Source organism: Aeribacillus sp. FSL K6-2848, assembly GCF_038004325.1.
GTDB classification, from domain to species: Bacteria; Bacillota; Bacilli; order Bacillales; family Aeribacillaceae; genus Aeribacillus; species Aeribacillus composti.
The window spans coordinates 2,600,086-2,624,507 of record NZ_JBBOQQ010000001.1; the positions used below are offsets into that span (position 1 = coordinate 2,600,086).

Annotated in this window: 21 protein-coding genes; 1 reads left to right on the plus strand and 20 read right to left on the minus strand. The window is 42.3% G+C overall.

The window, feature by feature from the left end; genetic code table 11:
• Positions 1-4 precede the first annotated feature (4 nt).
• From priA to NSS70_RS12495, 7 genes are all read right to left on the minus strand, one after another.
• Positions 5-2,416, minus strand: a complete 2,412-nt coding sequence (gene priA, locus NSS70_RS12465) for a primosomal protein N' (RefSeq protein WP_339192955.1) — start codon at positions 2,414-2,416, stop codon at positions 5-7.
• A 3-nt stretch (positions 2,417-2,419) separates the two neighbouring features.
• On the minus strand, positions 2,420-3,631 hold the full coding sequence (coaBC, locus tag NSS70_RS12470; protein WP_066246562.1) for a bifunctional phosphopantothenoylcysteine decarboxylase/phosphopantothenate--cysteine ligase CoaBC: 1,212 nt from the start codon (positions 3,629-3,631) through the stop codon (positions 2,420-2,422).
• Between the two features lie 73 nt (positions 3,632-3,704).
• Positions 3,705-3,905 carry a DNA-directed RNA polymerase subunit omega gene (gene rpoZ / locus NSS70_RS12475; RefSeq protein WP_063388646.1) on the minus strand — a complete coding sequence of 67 codons (201 nt, stop codon included), beginning with the start codon at positions 3,903-3,905 and terminating at the stop codon, positions 3,705-3,707.
• The gene (gmk, locus tag NSS70_RS12480) at positions 3,905-4,528 is read right to left on the minus strand and encodes a guanylate kinase (RefSeq protein WP_063388455.1); all 624 of its coding nucleotides are present in this window, start codon (positions 4,526-4,528) and stop codon (positions 3,905-3,907) included. The genes rpoZ and gmk overlap by 1 nt, the downstream gene beginning before the upstream one ends.
• A gap of 12 nt (positions 4,529-4,540) precedes the next feature.
• A complete protein-coding gene (remA, locus tag NSS70_RS12485) occupies positions 4,541-4,804 on the minus strand; it encodes an extracellular matrix/biofilm regulator RemA (protein ID WP_063388456.1) in 264 nt (87 codons plus the stop codon).
• 22 nt (positions 4,805-4,826) lie between these two features.
• Entirely contained in the window at positions 4,827-5,702 is an 876-nt protein-coding gene (locus NSS70_RS12490; RefSeq protein WP_063388457.1) for a YicC/YloC family endoribonuclease, read from the minus strand.
• A gap of 94 nt (positions 5,703-5,796) precedes the next feature.
• The gene (locus tag NSS70_RS12495; protein ID WP_340734426.1) at positions 5,797-8,469 is read right to left on the minus strand and encodes a calcium-translocating P-type ATPase, SERCA-type; all 2,673 of its coding nucleotides are present in this window, start codon (positions 8,467-8,469) and stop codon (positions 5,797-5,799) included.
• 128 nt (positions 8,470-8,597) lie between these two features.
• Between NSS70_RS12495 and NSS70_RS12500 the strand changes: the two genes are divergently transcribed.
• Positions 8,598-10,304: an Rqc2 family fibronectin-binding protein gene (locus NSS70_RS12500; RefSeq protein WP_063388458.1), complete on the plus strand. Its 1,707-nt coding sequence runs from the start codon at positions 8,598-8,600 to the stop codon at positions 10,302-10,304.
• 154 nt (positions 10,305-10,458) lie between these two features.
• Here the strand turns inward: NSS70_RS12500 and NSS70_RS12505 are convergent, their stop codons facing one another.
• The 13 genes from NSS70_RS12505 to NSS70_RS12565 all read right to left on the minus strand — a co-directional run bounded on the left by NSS70_RS12505 (position 10,459) and on the right by NSS70_RS12565 (position 24,421).
• Positions 10,459-11,232: a sirohydrochlorin chelatase gene (locus NSS70_RS12505; protein WP_339196605.1), complete on the minus strand. Its 774-nt coding sequence runs from the start codon at positions 11,230-11,232 to the stop codon at positions 10,459-10,461.
• A complete protein-coding gene (gene cobA / locus NSS70_RS12510; RefSeq protein ID WP_339196608.1) occupies positions 11,229-12,008 on the minus strand; it encodes a uroporphyrinogen-III C-methyltransferase in 780 nt (259 codons plus the stop codon). The genes NSS70_RS12505 and cobA overlap by 4 nt, the downstream gene beginning before the upstream one ends.
• A 14-nt stretch (positions 12,009-12,022) precedes the next feature.
• The gene (locus NSS70_RS12515) at positions 12,023-12,244 is read right to left on the minus strand and encodes a DUF3906 family protein (RefSeq protein WP_063388461.1); all 222 of its coding nucleotides are present in this window, start codon (positions 12,242-12,244) and stop codon (positions 12,023-12,025) included.
• 13 nt (positions 12,245-12,257) lie between these two features.
• A complete protein-coding gene (locus tag NSS70_RS12520; protein WP_063388462.1) occupies positions 12,258-13,883 on the minus strand; it encodes a nitrite/sulfite reductase in 1,626 nt (541 codons plus the stop codon).
• Positions 13,884-13,906: 23 nt separating this feature from the next.
• Positions 13,907-14,503 (minus strand): adenylyl-sulfate kinase, encoded by a 597-nt coding sequence (gene cysC, locus NSS70_RS12525; protein ID WP_339196612.1) that lies wholly within the window; start codon positions 14,501-14,503, stop codon positions 13,907-13,909.
• A 12-nt stretch (positions 14,504-14,515) separates the two neighbouring features.
• The gene (gene sat / locus NSS70_RS12530) at positions 14,516-15,658 is read right to left on the minus strand and encodes a sulfate adenylyltransferase (protein ID WP_339196615.1); all 1,143 of its coding nucleotides are present in this window, start codon (positions 15,656-15,658) and stop codon (positions 14,516-14,518) included.
• Positions 15,659-16,133: 475 nt separating this feature from the next.
• Positions 16,134-16,847: a phosphoadenylyl-sulfate reductase gene (locus NSS70_RS12535; protein ID WP_339196618.1), complete on the minus strand. Its 714-nt coding sequence runs from the start codon at positions 16,845-16,847 to the stop codon at positions 16,134-16,136.
• Positions 16,848-17,112: 265 nt separating this feature from the next.
• Positions 17,113-17,748, minus strand: coding sequence for an orotate phosphoribosyltransferase (gene pyrE / locus NSS70_RS12540; protein ID WP_339196621.1), 636 nt, complete (start codon positions 17,746-17,748; stop codon positions 17,113-17,115).
• A complete protein-coding gene (gene pyrF / locus NSS70_RS12545; protein ID WP_339192963.1) occupies positions 17,745-18,461 on the minus strand; it encodes an orotidine-5'-phosphate decarboxylase in 717 nt (238 codons plus the stop codon). Before pyrF ends, pyrE begins: the two co-directional genes overlap by 4 nt.
• Entirely contained in the window at positions 18,430-19,365 is a 936-nt protein-coding gene (locus NSS70_RS12550; protein WP_063388468.1) for a dihydroorotate dehydrogenase, read from the minus strand. Before NSS70_RS12550 ends, pyrF begins: the two co-directional genes overlap by 32 nt.
• Complete coding sequence (locus NSS70_RS12555) at positions 19,359-20,135, minus strand: dihydroorotate dehydrogenase electron transfer subunit (RefSeq protein ID WP_339192964.1); 777 nt, start codon at positions 20,133-20,135, stop codon at positions 19,359-19,361. Before NSS70_RS12555 ends, NSS70_RS12550 begins: the two co-directional genes overlap by 7 nt.
• Before the next feature lie 13 nt (positions 20,136-20,148).
• Complete coding sequence (gene carB, locus NSS70_RS12560) at positions 20,149-23,337, minus strand: carbamoyl-phosphate synthase large subunit (RefSeq protein WP_339196623.1); 3,189 nt, start codon at positions 23,335-23,337, stop codon at positions 20,149-20,151.
• On the minus strand, positions 23,330-24,421 hold the full coding sequence (locus NSS70_RS12565; protein WP_063388471.1) for a carbamoyl phosphate synthase small subunit: 1,092 nt from the start codon (positions 24,419-24,421) through the stop codon (positions 23,330-23,332). Before NSS70_RS12565 ends, carB begins: the two co-directional genes overlap by 8 nt.
• Position 24,422 lies beyond the last annotated feature (1 nt).

The following is a 24,422-nucleotide window of genomic DNA, read 5'->3' on the forward strand; positions in this document are numbered from 1 at the left end:
CAATTTATAGAATGGTATACGGATTTAGATCAATCATCAATTTTAAATCCGTTTGCGACATGTCCTCTTCATAATGCTCGAACAATAATTTCAGTGTTTTATACAAGTTTTTTTCCCGTTTGTATTTTATCATGCATTGAAATCGATATCTATCTTTCATCTTCGGTATTGGCGAACTGACAGGACCGAGGATCTGCGCCTCATTTGATAAATGAAGCTTTAAATATTGTCCAATTTTCTCCGTTACTTCAGCTGCTTTTATCGCATTTGGATGGGAAACGGTAATGAGAATGAGAAAATAATAGGGCGGATAGGCAAAAGATTTTCTCATTTTCATTTCCTGTCGATAAAATGTTTCAAAATCATGCAAGCTTGCCAATTGAATGGAGTAATGCTCAGGCGTATAAGTTTGAATCACCACTTCCCCCGGAAGCTCATGCCGGCCTGCTCTTCCGCTTACTTGCGTTAATAATTGAAACGTTTTTTCTCCAGACCGGAAATCAGGAAGATGGAGCATCGTGTCAGCCGAAAGCACTCCGACCAATGTGACATCAGGGAAGTCCAATCCTTTTGCAATCATTTGTGTTCCAAGCAGGATGTCTGCTTTTTTTTCGCCGAATGCGTTTAAAAGCTTTTCATGCATTCCTTTACGGCTGGTCGTGTCGACATCCATCCGTATGACACGCGCTTCCGGGATAAGCCTGTTGAGCTCTTCCTCGATACGCTGAGTTCCTGTTCCGAAAAAGCGAATATGCTCGCTTCCACATTCTGGGCATCGAGACGGCATGGCTGTTTCGAATTGGCAATAGTGGCATTTTAGCTTTTCCCCATGCCGATGATAAGTAAGGGAAATATCGCAATGAGGACATCCTATGACATGTCCGCAATTTCTGCACATGACGAAGGAAGAATAGCCGCGCTTGTTTAATAAAAGTACAGATTGCTCTCCTTTCTTCAAGCGATCTGTCAGCTTTTCAAACAACGTTCTTGAAAACATCGATCGGTTGCCGTTTCTCAGCTCCTCCCGCATGTCGACAATATGGACTTCCGGCAGAGGACGGCGGTTGACGCGTTCTTTTAAAGTTAACAACGTATAAACGCCTTTTTGTGCTCTCGCAAATGATTCAAGCGTCGGAGTGGCGCTTCCTAAAATGACTGGACATTGATGATATTTCCCTCTGTAAATGGCAACGTCCCTTGCATGATACCGAGGACTTTCCTCCTGTTTATAGCTAGTTTCATGCTCTTCATCAATAATAATGATGCCGATATTTTGAAACGGGGCAAAAATTGCTGATCTCGCCCCGACGACAAGCTTCGCTTCTTTCCGGTAAATTTTCCGCCATTCATCGAACTTTTCCCCGCTGGACAACCCGCTATGAAGAACAGCAACCTGGCTGCCAAATCTGCTTTTAAACCGCTGAACCATTTGAGGAGTCAACGATATTTCAGGTACTAGCACGATCGCTTCTTTTCCTTCATTCAATACCTTCTCGATCGCTTGCAAATAAATTTCCGTTTTGCCGCTTCCCGTGACCCCATACATTAAAAATACTTCGTGCTCGTGTCGATTCAGCTTGTCTAAAATCGGCTCCATTGCACGTTTTTGTTCGTCAGTTAACGGTAAAGGCTTCGTTCTCGGAAACTGTTTATGCTCATAAGGATCTCTGTAAATTTCTACTTGCTCCTCTGTCAAAATACCTTTTTTAATTAACGCTTTGACGGCAATTGAAGCTCCTTGTATGCTGTTCGTCAACTCCGTTAATAAAATCGGATTAGGATGATCAATAAAAAATTGAATAACCTCTTTCTGTTTATGGGCGCGAGCTGGCAAATGCTGAAGCTGTTCTTCAAGCTCACGAACCGGCAAAAGAGGCTTTACATATTTCACAAGCCGTTTTTTTTGCTTTTGTTCGACACGATAATCGATTTGCAAATTCCCATTACGAATTTCCTTTTGAACGACGGCGACAAGCGATGAAGGTAAATCCTCCCATGAAAGCGGCCCTCCTTTTTCGAAAGCAGTCCTGATCTCTTCAGGCAAATCCTCCAATTGAGCGGAGCTCGATGGCTTGATTTCTTTTATGTACCTCGTTTTCATCGCAGCCGGAAGCATTGCCTGAAAAGCGGTGATTTTATAGCAAAGAGTCGTTTCACTAAGCCATGCGCCAAGCTCTAACAGTTCATGATTTAATACCGGTTCCGGATCAAAAAGCGAATGGATCAGTTTCACACTGTCAATATCTGTTTCATTTTTTAACTGAACGACAAATCCAGTAAGCTTGCGGGAGCCGAAAGGAACGATGACCCTCATGCCAGGCTGGATTACGCCAGCGAATTTATTTGGAATTTCGTAGTCAAATAGCTTGTCCGTGCCTTTTGCCGGGACATCCACAACAACGCTTGCATACCGCATTATCTATTCACCTTTCAAAAGCTTTTCAATTTCTCTTAAAATTGCATTTGCCACTTCTTTTTTAGACATAAGCGGATACGCCTTCTTTTCTCCGTTTCTATGAAAAATCGTCACTATATTTGTATCCTTTTGAAATCCTGCTCCTGGTTCATTTACATTGTTGGCGACAATTAAATCCAAGTTCTTTTCATTCAGCTTATGCAGCGCATATTGTTCAACATTTTCCGTTTCCGCCGCAAATCCTACCAGCAATTTTGTTCCTTTCTTCTCGCCGAGTCTTTTTAAAATGTCTTCCGTACGTTCCAATTCAATGACTAATGAGCCGTCCTTTTTTTTCATTTTTTGATCAAATGTTTGTTTCGGCCGATAATCAGAAACTGCGGCAGATTTAATCACAATGTCGGCTTTGTCAAAATGGTTCATCACTTCATGATACATCTCTTCAGCACTTTCAACTGGCACAAATGTCACCCCGGCCGGCGGCGCAAGAGAAGTCGGACCGGAAATTAAAATTACGCTCGCTCCAAGCTCCTTCGCCTGCTCGGCGATCGCATAGCCCATTTTTCCGCTTGAATGGTTGGAGAAAAACCGGACAGGATCTATTTTTTCCCTTGTCGGCCCCGCAGTAATGATAATTGTTTTCTGATTCAAGACGGAAGGTACCTTCGTTTGATCGGAAAAATGATTTTGAATGAGTTCAACGATTTTGTCCGGCTCTTCCAGGCGGCCTTTGCCAACGTAACCGCATGCAAGATGTCCTTCTTGCGGTTCAATAAACTGATAGCCGTCCCGATAAAGCGTTTCAATGTTGCGTTTTACAGCCGGATGGTCATACATATGTACATTCATTGCAGGAGCAATCCAAACCGGTGCAGTTGTCGCCAGCAGTGTCGTTGTCACCATATCATCGGCAATCCCTGAGGCAAGTTTCCCAATGATATTGGCAGTTGCTGGAGCTACGAGCACTAAATCAGCCCAGTCGGCTAAATCGATATGTGCAATCACTTTCGCATCTTTTTCATCAAAAGTATCTAAAAACACTTCATTTCTTGATAGTACTTGAAACGTCAAAGGGGTGACGAATTTCGTAGCAGATTCTGTCATGATCACTTTCACATCAAAACCCGCCTGTGTCAGCTTGCTCGTCAAAGCTGCAGCCTTGAAAACCGCTATTCCTCCCGTTACACACAATAAAATACGTCTCGGACGTGCCACTTTGTTCTCCTCCTATTTCTCAGCTTTTTAAAAAAATAACAACCTATCAAGTAGGTTGTTATGACAGCAGCTATTATTTCTCAATCTTTTCATAATTAAGCAGCCCTGCATCAATTTCTTCCAGCGCTTTTCCGACATATTTTACAGATACCGTGTTTTCCAATTGCTGGTCATTGTTTTGCTGCATTTGCCGCGCTCTTTTTGCTGCTACAGTTACTAGTGTATATTTTGAATTGATACGGTTTAATAGGGAATCAATTGATGGATAAAGCATCAAGACTCAACCTCCAAAAATTTTTTGTACATTTGTGCAACTCTTTCCCTTCTGCAATGTTCAGCAGTCACAATCGCTTTAATTTTTTCACAGGCAAGATTCACTTCATCATTTACAACAACATAGTCATAATAATCCATCATGTCAATTTCTTCTTTTGCTTTTTTCATCCGATTATTGATCAAGTCAGCTGACTCTGTTCCTCTCGTGACAATTCGATTTTTCAGTTCTTCCAGGCTAGGCGGGAGCAAAAATATAAACAACCCGTCAGGAAATGCCTTTTTAACTTGAAGAGCCCCTTGAACTTCAATTTCTAGAAAAACATCTTTTCCTTCTGCAAGTGTTTTCTCTACATATTCAACGGGTGTACCGTAATAATTCCCAACATATTCTGCCCATTCAAGCAGTTTGTTTTCCTTAATCATCTGTTCAAATTGTTCGCGTGTTTTAAAAAAATAATCTACACCGTCCTTCTCACCCTCCCGTGGGGTTCTCGTCGTCACTGAGATCGAATATTGAAAATTGACGTCTTTTTGTGCAAACAACGCTTTGCGAACAGTGCCTTTTCCCACTCCGGACGGTCCAGACAAAACAATTAACAAACCTTTTTTCTTTAATTGCATTTCAAATTTACCCTACCCTTCATCAGACAGCTCATCTTTATTGGAAAGCCTTTGAGCAACTGTTTCCGGTTGGACGGCAGACAATATAATATGGTCAGAATCCATTATAACAACTGCTCTCGTCCTTCTTCCATATGTCGCATCAATAAGCATTCCTCGTTCTCTTGCATCTTGAATCATCCGCTTTATCGGAGCCGATTCGGGGCTTACAATGGAAATGATGCGGCTTGCTGAAACGATGTTGCCAAAGCCAATATTAATTAATTTAATTCCCATGATTTTTCCCCCTAAAAAGCCTTTATTCAATATTTTGAACTTGCTCTTTTAATTTTTCAATAACAGTTTTCAATTCCACAACGAAAGCAGAAATGGCCGAATCATTCCCTTTAGCTCCGATCGTATTGGCTTCCCGGCTCATCTCTTGTACGATAAAATCAAGCTTCCGCCCTATCGGTTCATCTTTTTCGATCGTTTTTCGAAACTGGCTCAAATGGCTTTCTAATCTTGTCAATTCTTCCGTAATATCCGATTTGTCAGCGAAAATTGCCACTTCCAACAATATTCTATTCTCATCAATATTCCCTGTTATAAACTCGGATAAACGCTTTTGCAATTTATCTCTGTAGTTGCTTGCGACAATACTGGCTCTTGATTGAATATGCTCTATGATTTGCTCTAACGCTTCCAAATGCTTCAGCAAGTCTTCTTTTAGCTTGCTTCCTTCTGCAGCCCGCATTTCCAGAAGTTGATTGGCCGCTTCATGAACAGCTTCTAACATCATACATTCAAGCTCTTCATTTTCATTCGCAACCTCTTGAATTTCAAAAATATGTTCATCATGCAAAAGGTGCATGAAACGAATGGAATCATCTATATGAAAACGGCGTTTCATTTCGTTCAAAGCGTCTATGTATTGAGCGGCAAGGGACCAGTCAACGTTTAGGGTTCTGGAAAAAAGACCCTCTCCGCTGACCGTGATGTACAATTCCACACGTCCTCGATTTATATAAGATTGTACGGCTTTCTTTATTTTTTCTTCAAGCGAAAAAAAATTTTTAGGCATCCGCACGCTGATTTCACAAAACCGGTGATTGACCGATCTCATCTCAACTGTTATTTGCATCTGCTGCACCGTTTTTACCGAGCGGCCAAATCCCGTCATGCTTAATACCATTGTACCACATCCGTTCTTTCGTCGCCTTCAAAACAAAAGAAAAAAAGAAAGGTCATAGAATAGCATCTATCACCTGAAAAAATTATAACATAACTTATCGTTTTTTTCTTGTTAAAATTGATCCTGCCAGCAAAAATGTCGGCAGAGCGGACATGACGAAAATAAACAGCCAATCTCGAGCCATGATAGGCGTTGTATGGAAAATCGGTTGAAGCGGCTCATAATAAATGACAACAAGCATTAAGATTATGGATGAAAAGACTGCCAGCAGCAAATAAATGTTGCTAAAAGGATTCCGGTCAAAAATCGTTTTTTCCGTTCTTGAATCAAACACTAAAATCAATTGGGACAAAACAAGTGTTGCAAAAGCAGCTGTTTGCGCGTAGGCAAGCTGTTCTGTATTCCGTTCATAAATGAAGTAAAAGACAAGTAGTGTGGACAGCCCGATTAAAAACCCGCGAGATAAAATTTTCCAGCCAAGCCCTCTCGAAAAAATCCCTTCTTTCGGATCGCGAGGCTTTCTTTTTAACACATCTTCTTCTGCAGGATCAAGGCCAAGCGCCATAGCCGGCAGGCCATCTGTTACAAGATTCACCCACAAAATTTGAATCGGAACAAGCGGCAGTGGCAATGCTAAAATCATGGCAAATAACATAACTAGTATCTCTCCTACATTTGATGCTAATAAATAGCGAATAAATTTCCTGATATTGTCATAAATATTGCGCCCTTCTTGAATCGCTGCTTTAATGGTGGCAAAGTTATCATCAACGAGAATAAGAGAGGAAGCTTCTTTTGCCACATCGGTGCCGCTCATTCCCATCGAAATGCCTATGTCTGCCGCTTTGATTGCCGGGGCATCATTTACGCCGTCTCCAGTCATTGCAACGATATGTCCTTTGTTTTGCAATGCTTTCACAATTTTCAATTTATGCTCCGGAGAAACTCTGGCAAATACGTAAATATCATCAACTACTTCTTCCAATTCTTCAATCGTGAGCTTGGACAAAGATGATCCGTCCATTACTTTACCGTTGGGCGGCAATATTTCTAGTTCTTTTGCGATAGCTTGTGCGGTAATAACATGATCGCCTGTTATCATGACAGTTTTAATGCCTGCTTCACCGCATTCCTTCACCGCTTGTTTCACTTCTGGTCTTGGCGGGTCAATCATTCCTTGTATGCCAATGAAAATAAGAGAAGATTCCGCTTCAGCTTGGGGTAGAGATCCTGTATGAAGCGGTTTGTATGCAACTGCTATCGTTCTTAATGCTTCGTTTGCCTGATGAAAAATTGCCTTTTGAATGTCATTTTTTCGCTGTTCCGTTAAACGTTCTTTTCTATCGTGCCAAAGAACATGTGTCGAACGTTCTAATATAACATCTGGAGCTCCTTTTGCAACTGCAAAGCATTTTCCGTCTTTATCTTGAACAATGACGGACATCATTTTTCGGTCGGAGTCAAAAGGAAATTCTCGCATAATATGAAATTGCTTCAATAATTTTGATTTTGCCAGCCCCGCTTTCATGCCAGCCACGATCAACGCGCCTTCCGTCGGGTCGCCATCAAGGGAATATTCTCCATTTGTTTCAATAATATCAGATGTTGAAGCAAGCATTCCAAACATTAACATTTGCTTCAACGGTTTATGAGCAGCCGGATCAATTTTTTTTCCGTTTTCAAAAAACTCCCCAGCAGGCTGATAGCCCGCACCTGTTACCTTCCATGATTTATTGCTTATCCAAATGTCTGTCACAGTCATTTGGTTTTGAGTCATTGTTCCTGTTTTATCTGAACAAATGACGGTTGCACATCCGAGCGTTTCAACAGCTGGAAGCTTTCGGACAATTGAATTTTTCTTGATCATCCGCTGGACGCCCAATGCCAATGCAACCGTAACAATCGCCGGCAAGCCTTCAGGAATCGCCGCCACTGCCAGCGAGACCCCCGCCAAAAACATTTCATAAACAGCATGTCCTTGCATGACTCCGATTCCTGCTACTAATACCGTCAAGAGAAGAGCTACAACAATTAAAACTTTGCCCAGCTCTTCTAATTTTCTCTGCATCGGTGTCAATTGCTGCTCCTGGGTTTGCAGCAAATCTGCAATTTGCCCCATTGCCGTTTTCATGCCTGTAGCCACGACAACGCCGACTCCGCTTCCTCTTGTTACAAGCGTGCCCATAAAGGCCATATTTTGCATATCGCCAACGGATCCTTGATTCCCTTTTAATGGGCGTGTATGTTTTCCAACAGGGACGGATTCGCCAGTTAGTGCCGACTCCTCGACTTCAAGGCTTGATACCTGAATGAGACGCACATCAGCTCCGATTCGATCGCCGCTTTTAAATTTAATGCAGTCCCCTACGACAATTTCTCTCGAAGGGATCTTCACCCACTTCCCGCTGCGCAATACAGTAGTCTGCGGGCTTGACAGTTCTTTTAATGCAGCAAGAGACTTCTCTGCCTTTTTCTCTTGAATAAATCCAAGAACTCCGTTCAAAATCACAATCGCAATAATGGCAACTGCATCAATATACTCTCCTAAAAGGCCGGAAATGACGGTTGCCGCAATTAAAACAAGAACCATGAAATCTTTAAACTGGCCGAAAAATAACAAAAGATTTGATTGCCGTTTTCCTTCTGCAAGCTCATTGTATCCTAATTTTTTTCTGCGGTTTTCTGCTTCTTTTTCTGATAATCCTTTTTTTATATCGACATTCAATGATTGAATTGCTTCTTGTTCTGTCAATTCATGCCATTTCATGAATTTCTGTTTCACCCCTTTTCACCTTTTGATACACGCTCTAAGAACAACATATTCAGCCTTGTCCTAAAACATGTTATAATTTAGTAAGTTTTTTCTTGGACTTCATGGAAAAAGGGTGAGCAAATATGTCTTTTGACGGCATTTTTACATATTGTGTTCAAAGAGAATTGAAACAAGAGCTTGAAGGCGGAAAAATCACAAAAATTCATCAGCCTTCTAAGCACGATCTTATCTTGCAAATTCGTCAGAAAGGTAAAAATTATCGTCTGCTTATATCCAATCATCCCAATTTTGCGCGCATTCATCTTACAGCCTCCAACTATGATAATCCGCAAGAACCGCCGATGTTCTGTATGGTTTTAAGAAAGCATTTGGAAGGAAGCATCATTGAGGAAATCAGCCAGGTCGGACTTGATCGAATCGTCATGCTGCAAATGAGATCCCGCAATGAATTAGGGGATATCACCAGGAAACAATTATTTGTCGAGATCATGGGAAAACATAGCAACATCATCTTAGTCGATCAAGAAAAGAAGATGATCATTGACAGCATCAAACATGTATCAGCTGCAGTCAATCGCCATCGCTCTGTTTTGCCCGGACACGCATATGTTTTTCCTCCAGACCAAGGCAAATTGAATCCTTTTCATGCTTCAGAAGAAACGGTTTTGAAAAAAATTGATCTGTTTTCAGGAAAATTTGAAAAACAAATTGTCGACCAATTTGCTGGCATCTCGCCTCTGTTGGCAAAAGAAATCGTCTACCGCTCTGGAATCGCCAATAAGGAATCGGTTGCCAGAACGCTTATGTCCGTTTTAAATCAAATAAAAAGCGGAAGCATTGTTCCGCAAATGACAAAAACTTTAAATAAAGAATATTTTTATATTTTGCCTTTAGAGCACGTAAAAGGAGAAAGGAAAACATTTTCTACCATAAGCGAATTGCTAGACCGATATTTTTACTCAAAAGCGGAACGCGATCGAGTGAAGCAGCAAGGGCAGGATTTAGAACGCTTCATCATCAACGAACGAAAAAAGAATGAAACGAAAATCCAAAAGCTAAAACACACGCTCAAAGAGGCTGAAAAAGCAAATACGCTACAGCTTTACGGCGAACTATTGACAGCGAACATGCATGCAGTGAAAAAAGGGGATAAAGAAGTCGAAGTTATCAACTATTATGACGAGGATGGACAAAAGATCAAAATTCCGCTTGATCCTTTGAAAACTCCTTCTGAAAACGCCCAAAGTTATTTCCAAAAATATCAAAAAGCCAAAAATTCCGTTTTAGTTGTCAAATCGCAAATCGAAAAAGCAGAACAAGAAATCGAATATTTTGACCGGCTTCTCCAGCAGCTTGAAACAGCTTCTCCTAAAGACTTAGAGGAAATTCGAGAAGAATTGATTGAAGGGGGATATTTGAAAAAAAGAGCGAACATCCAGAAGAAAAAAAATGCTAAACCTGTTTTAGAAGCTTATCTGTCCAGCGACGGAGCTGAAATATTAGTCGGCAAAAACAACAAGCAAAACGAATACTTGACGAACCGGGTTGCTGCTAGAGACGATATTTGGCTTCATACAAAGGACATACCGGGCTCCCATGTTGTCATCCGGAAAAAAGATCCGTCTGAACAGACCATTTTAGAGGCAGCGAATCTGGCAGCTTATTTCAGCAAAGCGCGCCAATCAAGCTCCGTACCTGTCGATTATACAAAAGTGCGCTATGTAAAAAAACCGAATGGCGCCAAGCCTGGGTTTGTCATATATGAAAATCAGCAAACGGTCTATGTGACGCCTGATGAAGAGCTCGTGCTGAAGTTGAAAAAACAATAGACGTTTTTTCTTCTTCTCCTTCTGCTTTTATAAGCTTCTTTTATGAAACTCTTACTCCATTAACAACGTTGATCATCTGGAATATCGCCTTCACTAGCTCTAATCATGAAAAATTATGTACGCCTCATTTCAGTACAGAGAAAAAGGAAACCATTCATAACACGGTTTCCTTTTTCAAATATTTATTCTCTTCTCTTGTTGCAAACGCTTCTTCAACTCTGAAGCGAAGCAGTTCTTTTACAGCCGAATGGTTTCCGATATGATCAGTTAACATAATATTTTTATTCGTTACCTTTTTCAATTGCTCGATTTCCTTTTGAACTCCTTTTAACAATAGACCTGTAAACAATAAATAAGGCACAAAAATTATTTCTTCTTCCGTCATTTTTGGAACGGATTGAACAACATCTTGAAAAAGAGGAGAAGCTGCGGTTAAAAAGCAGCACGTCACCGGTACTTCCAATCGCTCTTCAAGCATGCGGCCAATCCTTAAAAAATCTTGCTGCATTTCCACATCGCGGCTTCCTCGACCGATCAAAATCATTCTAGACTTTTTCGGTCTATTCAAAACGCGTTTAATTCGGTCTTCCACCGCCTGTAGCATCAATTCATCAACGCCAAAAGGCATGCCATAGGAGATCATTGCTTCCGGATACTTTGTCTGCAATGTCGAAAGAATAGCTGGTATATCTTGTTTGGCATGGCCGGCAGCTAATAACAGCACTGGGATTACCGCAATATGAGCAGCTCCTTTTGCGAAACAGGATGCAAATCCTTCCTCAATGGTAGGCTTTGCAAGCTCAAGGAAAGAGATTTCTTGAATCTCGTATGGCAGGCTCGCCTTCACGTCATTGAAAAAATGAATCGCCTCTTCTCTAGAATCTCGCAACCGACTGCCGTGAAAGATATACAGAACCCCTTTTTTCATAACGAAACACCTGTTGTAAAATCGATGTTGCTCATCTGCTTCTCAAACCAGTTCAACTGGTCATGAAAACGAACGACTTCGCCGATAATGATCATGCATGGATTAGAAATACAATTTTCTTTTGCCGATTTCGCCATTTCCTTCACGTTTGTCGTTACTGTGCGCTGTTCTTCCGTAGTTGCCCATTCAATAAAGGCAACAGGTGTATTGGGATCCTTCCCGCTTCGGACCATCATGTCTTGGATTTCCGGAATATTTTTCACACCCATATAGACGGCAACGGTGTCCGCCGCCTTCATCAAATGAATCGTTTCCTCTTTTGTTTTCCGGTCCCCTGCTCTATGCCCGGTAATAAATGCACACGAAGCGCTGATGTTGCGATGCGTTAGCGGGATGCCAGCATAGGCGGAAGCGGCGGAAGCAGCCGTAACCCCGGGGATTACTTCAAAAGGAATTCGTTTTTGCACCAATACTTCCGCTTCCTCCCCCCCTCTGCCAAACAGATAGGGATCGCCTCCTTTTAACCGCGTTACGATTTTGCCTGCCTGGGCATGCTTCACTAAAAACTTATTGATCGTCTCTTGGCGCATCGTATGGTAATTTGGCAATTTGCCGCAATAAATGAGATCCGCTTCTTTTTTTGCATAAGCAAGGAGCTCTTTGTTGACAAGCCTGTCATATAAAATCACATCCGCCTTCTGAATCGCCTTCATCGCTTTTATTGTGATTAATTCTGGATCTCCTGGGCCTGCTCCGACAATATACACTTTTCCCACGCTGATCTCCCCCACTACGTACAGAGCGTCACGTCGCTTTCATCTATCACAAACCCTGCACTTTTTCGTATTTTTTTCTTTTCGTACAACGTAACATCTTCAATGTCAAGAACCTTTAAATAAAATTTTTCAAGCTCAACATCTACTTGCTCGAATGCTTTCAAATCATTTTCGGCCGCGATGATTACTGGAATTTCCTTCTCCTTCGTTTTTACAAGAAAGCGATACAAATACATGCTGACACCCCATTTAAGCTCCGAGAGGTTCCAAAATCTCATCGAGCTTCGCCTGCAAAGGTTCAATGCCGACGCGATCATAATATTCTAAAAAGGTTTCGCCGGCCAGCTTCGTTTCTTTGAAATATTGCAGAAAATCTTTCAACACTAAATGAAGCTTCTCTGCCTCAATTTTTCCTTTCAATTTTTCATTAAATCGGCCGCCGTCAAGAAGCGTTCCGCCAACATGAATTTCGTAGGCATCGACCATTTTTTTATCTTTTGTTCTCATCAAAACGCCTTGCAGACCGATGTCCGCGATTTGCCGCTGACCGCATGAATTCGGGCAGCCTGTGATGTGCATTCGAACAGGTACATCCAATTCTAATTCTTGATCCAAATATTCGACAATTGTTTTCATCCGCTGTTTCGTTTCAACAAGCGCAAGGTTGCAAAATTCCGTTCCAGTGCAGGAAACGGCATAACCAATGAATGATTTCGGCTTGATGGTAATTCTGCCCTTTTGAAAAATTTCTTCTGCCAGCAAAGCTTCAACTTGATCATCCGGAACGTTCGGAATCACAATATTTTGTGTATTGCAAGTTCGGATTTGTCCATTACCGTATTTTTTGGAAATTCTGGCGATCTCCAGCACTTCCTCGGAATAAAGTCTTCCGAGCGGAACATTAAAGCCGATGTAATTCAAGCCTTTTTGCTTTTGCGGATGAACGCCGTAAAAATATCCTGCATTCCAGCCTTTTGTTTCATCGTTTCCTCTCTCCGGAAGCGGACCTGTCAGTTCAAGCAGTTTTTCTTGGAATTTTTCTACACCCCAATCGGCAACTAAAAATTTTAGACGGGCGCGGTGTCTTTTCTCACGATAGCCGTAATCACGGAAGATGGTTGTGACCGCAATGGCAACATCCTTCACTTTATCCGGGGTTACGAAAATGTTCAATGGTTGGGCCAAATGCGGTTTTGATGATAGTCCGCCACCGACCTTTACATGAAAGCCTTTCACAAGCTTTCCGTCAATCTCTTTTGTAGCTGGTATGAAAGCTAAATCATTGATTTCGGCATGTCCGGAATTGTAGTAGCTTGCACTAATCGAAATTTTATATTTTCTTGGCAAATTGGAAAAATCTCTATTTTTATGGAAAAATTGATGAATTTCTCGCACAATCGGCTCTGTGTCCAAAAGCTCCTCCGGGTCAATGCCCGCAAGAGGATTTCCAATCACGTTGCGGGCGATGTCGCCACAGGCGCCTACCGTTGTTAGACCGACTTCATCCAAGCGTCTAAATATTTCCGGAATGTTCTCGATTTCCAGCCAATGGAATTGGATGGCTTGACGAGTTGTAATATCAAATAGATCCCGGCCAAAATCTCTGCAGATCCCTGCGAGTGCAACGACTTGTTCATAGTTTAATATTCCCGTCGGTACTTTGATCCGCATCATAAAATAACCGTCTTTTTTAGGCCGTTGAAGATACAGCCCCGCCCATTTGAGCAAATCCCAATCTTCTTCCGGAATGGAAGCAAAGCCGTTTTTCGCAAAGGTGTCGATTTCTTCCAAAATATCCAATCCGTCTTTTTCAAGCTTTTTTAATTCAAACTTATTTAAATTTTCATTGTTTGCCCATACTTTTTCATGTGCCATTGCAACTCCCCCAATGTTTAAAATTATAGGAACTTTCGATTTTTTAAATATTGAAAAATATGTTCAACACTTTCTTCTACTGACCATTCCTCAGAATGAACAATGATTTCAGGATTTTCAGGCTCTTCATATGGATCGTCGATACCTGTAAAATGTTTTATTTCACCGTTTCTCGCTTTTTTGTACAGCCCTTTCGGATCTCGTTTTTCACATTCTGATAATGAGCATTTAACATATATTTCAATGAACTCATCATGCTCGAGCAAATTTCTTACTAACTCCCGATCTTCTTTATATGGAGAAATAAAGGCTGTCAAAACAACTTGACCGCTGTCTACAAATAATTTTGCAACTTCTCCAATGCGCCGAATGTTTTCTTTTCGGTCCAATTCCGAAAATCCTAAATCTTTGTTCAACCCATGGCGAACGTTGTCTCCATCTAGTACGTAAGACGAAATATTTTCATTGAACAGTTTTTGGTTTAATGCATTGGCTAACGTTGATTTGCCGGAACCAGACAATCCGGTAAACCATAGAACAAAGCTGTGATGCCCCAACTTTTTCCTCCGCTCTTCTTTTGTGACGGAATGGTGATGCCAAACAATATTTTTACTTGTCACGTTTATTCCACCTCATTTTTGCAATTCTTCTTGGCGCAGTCCTTTTACGAGCACTTCAACAACTTCCGGACGGCTGAAAGTGTTTGGCAGCGGCTCGCCGTTTCGCAGTTTTTCCCTTACTTTTGTGCCTGATAAAATGACACGGTCGTCATCGGAATGCGGACATGTTTTATGGGAGGCCATGCCGTCGCATTTTTTGCAATAAAAGCTGTGTTCAAAAAACAGCGGCGTAATGTCTAATTCCTCTTTTGTAAAGTTGAAAAAGATTTTCTGCGCATCATATGTTCCATAATAATTTCCAACCCCTGCATGGTCTCTTCCAACGATGAAATGCGTACACCCATAATTTTTTCGAACGATAGCATGGAATATCGCTTCCCTTGGTCCGGCATAGCGCATGGCGGCTGGAAAAATTCCTAACAGAACACGATCTTTCGGATAGTAATTTTCCAACAGAACTCGATAGCTTTCCATGCGAATATCCGCAGGAATATCATCCTTTTTTGTTTCGCCGACAAGCGGCTGCAGAAATAATCCGTCTACGGTTTCAAGAGCTGTTTTTTGAATGTATTCATGCGCCCGGTGAACAGGATTTCTCGTTTGAAACCCTACGACTGTATTCCAGCCGAAACGTTCAAAAGCGGCTCGAGATTCCGCTGGTTCAAATGTTTCGTTTGGAAACGGCTTTTCCGTTTTCTTTACTAACACGACATCCCCGCCAAGATAGACAGGTGGACGCTCATACAATTTAGCAACTCCTGGGTGCTCTTCATCTTTTGTCCGATAAACATATTCCGCTTCTTTTTGTTTATCCGGCTTATATTTATCTTCCACTTTGATCACACCGTATACTTCTCCGTTAAATGTCAGCTTAACTTCATCTCCAATGTCGATGCGATCAGCTTGTTCTTCTTCAACAGGAAGTGTAATTGGAATGCTCCAAACTATACCATTGGCAAGACGCATGTTTTCGACAACACTATCATAATCTTTTTTAGTTAAAAAACCCGTTAATGGACTAAATGCTCCAATACCGATTAACTCTAAGTCAGAGAGCCCGATATTATCCAATTCAATTGCTTCTTGAATATGAGAATAATTGTATTCTGGATTATAGCGATTGATTAATGTTCCTCCGTGCGGTGCAATCCCCATTTGATCTCCTCCTTGCTACGCCATATATTCCTATATTCATATTTATTTACTAGGCTTTTGTTGAAAAAATTTTTAGCCTTAGCCGCTAAATAAATCTAAATCGTTGCGATACGCCATCATCAAAAACGAGTAAAAAGAATCATTTCATGAAACGAGTCTTCAAAACTTTATTTTTTATGACGAGTTTTTATAAAGCATTATATGCGGAAAAAGGCCTGCTGTAGATCAAACTATCACTTCACTTGTAAATGATATTCATATTTTGATTGAACAAACACCAAAGATAAAATGATTGAATCAACTATCGATGAAGCCGAAGCAGACGGTTTAGGCACCTTCACCTCCACCGACCATTGAACAGAGAACATTTCCAGCAGTCCGAATGGAGGAAAAAGCGATATGTTTTTACCGCTCCTGTACGACAGGCAGCACCCGCTGCCGCCGCACCGCTTCCTCTAATGGTTATAGGCTTCCATTATTTTGTCACACTCTCATGTAATCCGCATTCAAGCTTTTGATGGCCGACCCATCTTCCAGAACGCAGATCATCCATGTTAATGGCTGGCTGAGTGCAAGGCTGGCAGCCAATGGAAGGATAACCTTGATCATGTAAGACGATATAAGGCAAATCATGTTTATAAACATATCGCCAAACTTCCTTCCATGTCCAGTGGATGAGAGGGCAAATTTTTACCTTTTGGAATTTCTCATCTTTATTAATATAGTTTATATGTTTTCTTGTCGGCGATTGTTCTCTTCTCAATCCTGAAATCCATGCTTTTACAGGTTCAAGTGTCTCCCTTAAAGGAATCACTTTCCGGATGTGGCAGCAAAGATTCGGATCTCTCTCCCAAAGCTTATCCCCATATTGCTCTTTTTGCTCTTCTAATGTGATCTCTGGTTTTTTCAATTCTATATTTAAATCTGGGTATCGATTTTTTACTTTTTCTATGCAATCATAGGTTTCTTTAAAATGCAGCCCTGTATCCAAAAAGACAATCCGTGCGGTCGGATTGACCTTCGATATTAAATCAATGAGTACAATCCCTTCAATCCCAAAGCTGCACGAATACACAATATCATCTTTATATGTTGAATATGCCCATTCCAACACCTCTAGGGCACCTTTTGTGTCCGATGTCTCATCAAACACGAGATCAGGTTCCGCCCAGGTTTCGTACGTAAGCATTCGCCTTTCCCCCTTATTAGAAAAGGAATAGAGCTCGTTCAATAAAAGGATTGAAAACCGCCTCTAGTCGTCTAGTCAGCGGTTTATTTAGACAGCTTTTTATTTCTTTCATTTGTACAAATGATATTTTGTACTTAAAAACTAGGTTAGCAGATTCACAGTGTTCCTTTCAAGAACGTGCTATATGCTTTCAAATTTTATCATAATTTTCCTAAAAGTCAACCCGAGTTTTTTGATTGGAATTAAATATTTTATGAAAGGGAGGTTAAACTTTTTCGAGCCAACTGTCGTTTTCAGGATTTTTTCGCCATAATGACAAGCGGTCGAGATCTTCTTTCGAAATCATTTGTTCTTCCAAAGCCACTTGGATTAAAGTGTCATAATCGCTTAATGCGATCGCCGGAATGCCAGCATTGGCAAAATTTTGCTTTCCTTGAGGAAGACCGTAGGTGAAAATGGCGGCGACACCTAGTACTTGACAGCCAGCATTTCTTAGTGCTTCAACAGCTTTTAAGGAGCTTGCCCCTGTTGAAATCAAGTCTTCGATTACAACCGCTTTTTGTCCTTCCCTCACTTTTCCTTCTATTTGGTTTCCCTTCCCATGCTTTTTCGGTGTGCTGCGCACATAACACATCGGCAATCCCAACTCTTCAGCAACTAATGCCGCATGGGGAATACCGGCTGTCGCAGTTCCAGCAATTAATTCAGCATCGGAAAAATGCTCACTGATTAGTTGAACTAGTCCTTTGTAAATGATTTTGCGGAGCTTCGGATACGATAGAGTCAAACGATTGTCGCAATAAATGGGCGATTTTATTCCGCTTGCCCACGTAAACGGTTCATTTGGTCTGAGAGTAACTGCTTCAATTTCTAGCAAATGTTTGGCGATTTCCTTTTTCATTCCACCTTACCCTCCCATTCTTTTTTTACTTCATTGTAGGCTGCAACAGGATCCTCTGCCTTTGTAATTGTCCTGCCGACAACAATGGCTGATGCGCCTTGTTCCTTTGCAAATTTTGGCGTCGCAATGCGGACTTGATCCTGTGCTCTATCTTTTGCTAAACGAATTCCAGGCGTAACAGTCAGAAAAGATGGACCGCACGTTTTTCTTATTTCGCTTACTTCATGGACAGAACAAACAACACCGCTCATCCCGCTTTTTTTTGCATTTTCCGCATAATGTAAAACCGTCTCAAGCAACGGCTTTTCAATGAGAAGTTCATGTTTTAGCATCTCGCTGGAAGTGCTTGTCAGCTGGGTGACAGCGACAACATCTGGACGCTTATTTCCGCTCTGAGCTCCCGCCTCCAGCCCTTCTATCGCTGCTTCCATCATGTCTCTACCTCCCGCAGCGTGAATAGTGATCAAATCGACTCCGAGCTTGGCAAGTCCTTTCATCGTTTGTTTCACGGTATTTGGTATATCATGCAGCTTCAAATCAAGAAATATTTGATGACCGCTTCGCTGTAATTCTTCGATGATAGAAGGGCCTTCTTGATAAAAAAGTTCCATCCCCACTTTAACAAATAAAGGCTGCTCAAATATTTGCACAAACTGCAATGCTTTTTCTCTCGTATCAAAATCAAGGGCAAGAATTAGAGGACGATTTTTCATCTTTCCAGCTCCTTCCGACACATTCATTCACATGATCAAAGCCTAATTCTTTCAGCCGATTCGGCAACGCATCAATAAGTTCAACACAGACGTAAGGATTGACAAAATTCGCTGTACCAATTGCGACTGCCTTTGCACCTGCCTGCAAAAATTCTATGCAATCATCGACATTCATAATTCCTCCCATGCCGATGACCGGGATTTCTACACTTTGGGAAACCTGATAGATCATACGAACGGCAATCGGCTTGACAGCAGGTCCAGAAAGCCCGCCTGTTCCATTAGCAATAATCGACCGGCCTGTTTTCACATCGATCCGCATGCCGAGGAGCGTGTTGATCATCGTAATTCCGTCTGCTCCCGCTTTTTCCACCGCTTTTGCCATGGCGACAATGTCAGTTACATTTGGAGAAAGCTTGACATAAACCGGTACTGAAGAAACGTTTTTCACAGCTTCTGTTAAATGTCCGGCTACTTCAGGAACTGTTCCGAACATGATCCCCCCTTGTTTAACATTCGGACAAGAAATGTTCAGTTCAAGTGCTTTTACGTTAGGCGCTTTACTGATTTCTTTTGCCACTTCCACATATTCTTCAACAGTCGAGCCGGCAATGTTCGCAATGATCGGAACATCAAATTGAGAAAGCCAAGGAAGCTCTTCCTCCATCACTTTTTTTAATCCGGGATTTTGCAACCCGATGGCATTGAGCATTCCCGACGGCGTTTCCGCCACCCTTGGTGTTGGATTTCCGAATCTAGGCTCAAGCGTTGTTGCTTTGATCATGATCGCTCCAAGCTTGGATAAATCGTACAGCTTGGCAAATTCGCGGCCAAAGCCGAAGCATCCTGATGCGGGCATGATCGGATTTTTTAACTCAAGACCAGGAAGCTTAACAGTTAACATTCCAACATCACCTCCCCGATTCGAAAAACAGGCCCGTCGGTACAGATTTTCTTATAGCCCGAATCATTTGCATCGGTTTTCGTACGGCGGACACAGGCAAAGCAAGCGCCGATTCCGCAGCCCATTCTTTCTTCCAGGGACAAAAACACTTTTTTATGCGGAAATGCTTCTTCTATCGCTTTTAACATTGGAGTTGGTCCGCATGTATAGAGCGTTTCAAATGTGAAGCGTTGTTCATTGATGATATCCATAACGGTTCCTTTTGCGCCGAATGTGCCGTCAACTGTCGCCACAAACGTTTCGCCCAGCTCTTTAAACTCATGTTCGTAAAACACCGCCGCTTTTGTTGAAAATCCTAATACATGGACAACTTCCACTCCATTTTGAACAAGCTGCTTCGACAATTCATAAAGAGGGGGAACGCCAATGCCGCCACCGACAAGCAATGCTTTTTCCTTCGTTTCTTCAACCGGAAAACCGTTTCCGAGCGGTCCGAAAACATCGACAAGCTCACTTGCTTTTTTTCTGGACAATCTTTTCGTTCCGGCGCCTTCTGCCCGATAAATTAATGTCATCGTGTTTTTTTCGGCATTGTATTCGGCAATGCTGATCGGTCTTCTTAATAACAGATCAAAACTGTCATCCACTTTTATTTGAACAAATTGTCCCGGACGAGTAATGCGTTGAACGAGCTCTCCTTTTAATTCCATTTTATAAATGTTTTTCGCAATTGGCCTGTTGCTGATGATTTCCATCCAAGCTTTGATCATTGGATCACCTTCTTTACCTATTATGTTCGGAGAGATTTTCAACCGTAAAAGCCATCGATTCAAGCACGCGTAAAATTGCCCTTGCAGTGTCTAAAGAAGTGAGGCACGGCACACCGTTTTCAACCGATTCCCTTCTGATTCTGAAGCCGTCGCGCTCAGGCTGCTTTCCTTTCGTCAGCGTGTTGATGACAAATTGCGCTTTTCCATTGCGTATCACATCCAAAATGTTGTCGCCGCGTGATCCGATTTTGCTGACAACCTTTGCTTTTATGCCGTTCTCTTCTAGAAACTTTGCGGTTCCTTCCGTCGCCAGCAGTTGATAGCCGATATTGCGAAATCTGCCCGCAATTTCTAAAGCCTCGTTTTTGTCCTTATCAGCAATCGTAAGCAGCACTGATCCGTGCTCGTAAATATTCGTACCGGCTGCAACAAAGCCTTTATAAAGAGCCTTTTCAAAGGTGGCATCCTTTCCGATTACTTCCCCAGTTGATTTCATTTCTGGTCCAAGCGTAATGTCTACACGGCGCAACTTCGCAAATGAAAATACCGGCACCTTCACAAATACACCTTTCGGCTCTTTTGCAAGCCCTGTTTTCACACCGAGTTCCGGCAAGCTAGCACCGAGTATCACCTTTGTCGCAAGCTTAGCCATCGGAATTCCGGTAATTTTACTTAGAAACGGAACTGTTCTGCTTGATCTTGGGTTCACTTCCAATACGTATACCCGCCCGTCAGCAATTACAAATTGAATGTTTAGCAGTCCGACAATATTCAGCCCTTTTGCCAAACGAATCGTATAATCAACAAGTTCTGTTTTCAACTGATCAGATAACGTTTGCGGCGGGTAAACCGCTATCGAGTCCCCTGAGTGCACGCCTGCCCGCTCAATATGCTCCATAATGCCCGGAATGAGCACATGTTTACCGTCTGAAATCGCATCAACTTCCACTTCTATTCCGGTTAAATATTGATCAATTAAAACGGGATGTTCCGGATTAATTTTTACTGCATGTTCCATATAATGGAGCAATTCTTCTTTATGGTAGACAATTTCCATCGCCCGGCCGCCAAGCACATAGGAAGGACGGACAAGCACCGGATAGCCGATTTCTTCCGCAATTTCCACCGCTTCAGCGACGGATAGAGCCGTTTTCCCTACAGGCTGTGGTATTTCCAAAGCTTCAAGCACTTGTTCGAACTTGTCGCGGTCTTCCGCCCGATCTAAATTTTCCAGGCTTGTTCCTAATATTTTGACACCTCGTTTTGCCAGCTTGCCTGCCAAATTGATTGCCGTTTGCCCGCCGAATTGGACGACAACGCCAATCGGTTTCTCCAAGTCGATAATATGCATGACATCTTCGATCGTCAGCGGTTCAAAATACAGCTTGTCGGAAATGCTGAAATCCGTTGACACCGTTTCTGGATTGTTATTGATAATGATTGCTTCATATCCTGCTTCGCGAATCGCCCAAACAGAGTGAACTGTTGCATAATCGAACTCAATACCCTGCCCGATTCGAATCGGCCCTGAACCTAACACGACAACACTTTTTCGTTCAGTCACAATCGATTCATTTTCTTCTTCATATGTGCCGTAAAAGTAAGGCGTCTCGGATTCAAACTCGCTTGCGCACGTATCAACCATTTTGTAAACTGGAACAATTCCTTGTTTTTTCCGAAACTCATAAACTTCCGATTCATCTGTATTCCATAACGAAGCGATAAAGTGATCAGAAAATCCGAGTTGCTTTGCTTTTCTCAACACATTTACATCAAATGGAGATTTTTTCAGTTCTCGTTCATATTCGATAATGTTGTTTATCTTATTCAAGAAAAAGCGGTCGATTTTGCTCCATTGATGAATTTGCTCAACGGAAAAACCCCTTCTCAGCGCTTCCGCGATGTAAAAGATTCGTTCATCCCCTGCTTTCTTGATTCGCTTTTCAATCATTTCATCTGAGACATCGTTTTCTTTCAATGTTAAATGGTAGACGCTTGCTTCGAGAGAACGAACAGCTTTTAACAACGATTCTTCAAACGTGCGGCCGATCGCCATGACTTCACCGGTTGCTTTCATTTGAGTGCCAAGCACACGGTTGGCTGATTCAAATTTATCAAACGGCCATCGCGGTATTTTCGTGACAACATAATCAAGCGCCGGTTCAAAGCAAGCAAATGTTTTCCCTGTCACTGGATTGATGATTTCATCTAACGTCAAACCGACGGCAATTTTCGCTGCGAGTTTCGCAATCGGATATCCTGTCGCTTTTGATGCAAGGGCGGATGAGCGGCTAACCCGCGGGTTCACTTCGATAACGTAATATTGAAAACTATCCGGATCAAGAGCAAGCTGAACATTGCATCCGCCTTCAATGCCAAGAGCTCCGATAATTTTTAATGACACGTTTCTGAGCAGCTGGTATTCTCTGTCTGAAATCGTTTGGCTGGGCGCCACAACGATCGAATCGCCTGTATGAATGCCGACGGGGTCAATATTTTCCATGTTGCAGACAACGATTTTATTGTCTTTTGAGTCCCGCATCACTTCATATTCGATTTCTTTGTAGCCGGCAATGCTTTTTTCGAGCAGACATTGATGAACAGGGCTGAGCTTTAAACCGTTTGTGACAATTTCAATCAGTTCTTCCTCATCGTGACAAATGCCGCCTCCGGTCCCGCCAAGTGTATATGCAGGCCGGACGATCACCGGATAGCCGACTTGCTCCACAAAATGAAACGCTTCTTCAAGCTCATGAATTATGGCGCTTTCCGGCACCGGTTCATTCAGCTCCTTCATAAGCTCGCGGAACAGTTCACGGTCTTCAGCTTTTTGAATGGCTGAAAGCTTAGTTCCTAAAATTTCAACGCCGCACTCTTCTAAAACACCCATTTTATGAAGCTCGACCGCCAAGTTTAGTCCAGTCTGTCCGCCGAGAGTCGGCAGGATCGCATCCGGCCTTTCCTTGCGGATGATTTTGGCAACAAAGCTCGGAGTGAGCGGCTCCATATACACTTTGTCGGCAATTTCCGTATCCGTCATAATTGTCGCTGGGTTCGAGTTGACAAGAACAACCTCATATCCTTCCTCTTTCAATGCTAAGCACGCCTGTGTTCCCGAATAGTCAAACTCCGCCGCTTGTCCGATAATAATCGGTCCTGATCCGATAACTAAAATTTTCTGAATATCTTTCCGCTTAGGCATTGAGATTCCCCCTTTGAGCAGTCTTTTCCATCAGCTCGATAAATTGATTAAACAATGGATTGGCATCCTCAGGTCCCGGCGATGCTTCCGGATGGTATTGAACAGCGAAAGCAGGATGCACGCGATGTCTCAATCCTTCAACTGTTCCGTCGTTCAGTGCAACATGTGTTACTTCAAGCTCTGTATTCCTAATGGATTCGATGCTTACAGCATAGCCGTGATTTTGGGAAGTCATATACACTTTCCCAGTTTTTAAATCCTTCACTGGATGGTTTGAGCCGCGGTGGCCGAATTTTAATTTTTCTGTTTTCGCACCGCATGCTAAAGCGAGCAGCTGATGCCCTAAACATATTCCAAAGATAGGGGTTTTCCCGATAAGATCGCGCAGCATTTCAATTGCTTCTGGAACGTTTTGCGGATCTCCAGGTCCGTTTGTAAGCAAAACGCCGTCAGGCTTCAATCGCAATATTTCCTCCGCAGATGTATCATATGGAACGACGATCGAGTCGCAATTTCGGCTGTTTAATTCTCTTAAGATTCCATGCTTCATGCCAAAATCTACAACAACCACTCTTTTTCCTCTTCCTGGACTTTGATATGGTCTTTTCGTCGATACAATTTCCACCTGATTGCGCGGCAGCTCCGTTTCTCTTAATTTCTCAGCCACTTGCTTTGGATCCGCCTCAGCTGAACAGATTGCACCTTTTAACGTTCCGTAGTTGCGGATAATTCTAGTCAGCCTTCTTGTATCGATTCCACTGATGCCAGGAATATCGTTTTCTATGAGAAAATCATTGATTGAATATAAACTTCTCCAGTTGGAGGGTGCTTCACAGGCTTCCTTCACAATCATCCCGTTCACGAACGGGCGGATCGTCTCAAAATCGTCGCGGTTGATGCCGTAATTGCCGATCAATGGATAAGTAAACGTTACGATTTGTCCGCAATATGAAGGATCTGAAAGTGTTTCTTGATAGCCTGTCATTCCGGTTGTGAACACAACCTCTCCGATGATGTCACGATCGCTTCCAAAGCCATCGCCGATGAAAACATCGCCGTTTTCAAGCACTAATTGCCGTTTCATA

Excerpts from the sequence above, each read along its gene's own strand:
- NSS70_RS12500 (WP_063388458.1), top strand. The coding sequence starts at position 8,598 with ATGTCTTTTGACGGCATTTTTACATATTGTGTTCAAAGAGAATTGAAA.
- NSS70_RS12490 (WP_063388457.1), bottom strand. The coding sequence starts at position 5,702 with ATGGTATTAAGCATGACGGGATTTGGCCGCTCGGTAAAAACGGTGCAG.
- pyrF (WP_339192963.1), bottom strand. The coding sequence starts at position 18,461 with ATGAAAAATCGTCCTCTAATTCTTGCCCTTGATTTTGATACGAGAGAA.
- NSS70_RS12535 (WP_339196618.1), bottom strand. The coding sequence starts at position 16,847 with ATGCTTACGTACGAAACCTGGGCGGAACCTGATCTCGTGTTTGATGAG.
- pyrE (WP_339196621.1), bottom strand. The coding sequence starts at position 17,748 with ATGAAAAAGGAAATCGCCAAACATTTGCTAGAAATTGAAGCAGTTACT.
- sat (WP_339196615.1), bottom strand. The coding sequence starts at position 15,658 with ATGGGGATTGCACCGCACGGAGGAACATTAATCAATCGCTATAATCCA.
- NSS70_RS12515 (WP_063388461.1), bottom strand. The coding sequence starts at position 12,244 with ATGTATTTGTATCGCTTTCTTGTAAAAACGAAGGAGAAGGAAATTCCA.
- carB (WP_339196623.1), bottom strand. The coding sequence starts at position 23,337 with ATGCCTAAGCGGAAAGATATTCAGAAAATTTTAGTTATCGGATCAGGA.
- priA (WP_339192955.1), bottom strand. The coding sequence starts at position 2,416 with ATGCGGTATGCAAGCGTTGTTGTGGATGTCCCGGCAAAAGGCACGGAC.
- remA (WP_063388456.1), bottom strand. The coding sequence starts at position 4,804 with ATGGGAATTAAATTAATTAATATTGGCTTTGGCAACATCGTTTCAGCA.
- NSS70_RS12505 (WP_339196605.1), bottom strand. The coding sequence starts at position 11,232 with ATGAAAAAAGGGGTTCTGTATATCTTTCACGGCAGTCGGTTGCGAGAT.
- NSS70_RS12520 (WP_063388462.1), bottom strand. The coding sequence starts at position 13,883 with ATGGCACATGAAAAAGTATGGGCAAACAATGAAAATTTAAATAAGTTT.
- NSS70_RS12555 (WP_339192964.1), bottom strand. The coding sequence starts at position 20,135 with ATGATCAAAGCTTGGATGGAAATCATCAGCAACAGGCCAATTGCGAAA.
- NSS70_RS12565 (WP_063388471.1), bottom strand. The coding sequence starts at position 24,421 with ATGAAACGGCAATTAGTGCTTGAAAACGGCGATGTTTTCATCGGCGAT.
- NSS70_RS12495 (WP_340734426.1), bottom strand. The coding sequence starts at position 8,469 with ATGAAATGGCATGAATTGACAGAACAAGAAGCAATTCAATCATTGAAT.
- NSS70_RS12550 (WP_063388468.1), bottom strand. The coding sequence starts at position 19,365 with ATGTTAACTGTTAAGCTTCCTGGTCTTGAGTTAAAAAATCCGATCATG.
- gmk (WP_063388455.1), bottom strand. The coding sequence starts at position 4,528 with ATGCAATTAAAGAAAAAAGGTTTGTTAATTGTTTTGTCTGGACCGTCC.
- rpoZ (WP_063388646.1), bottom strand. The coding sequence starts at position 3,905 with ATGCTTTATCCATCAATTGATTCCCTATTAAACCGTATCAATTCAAAA.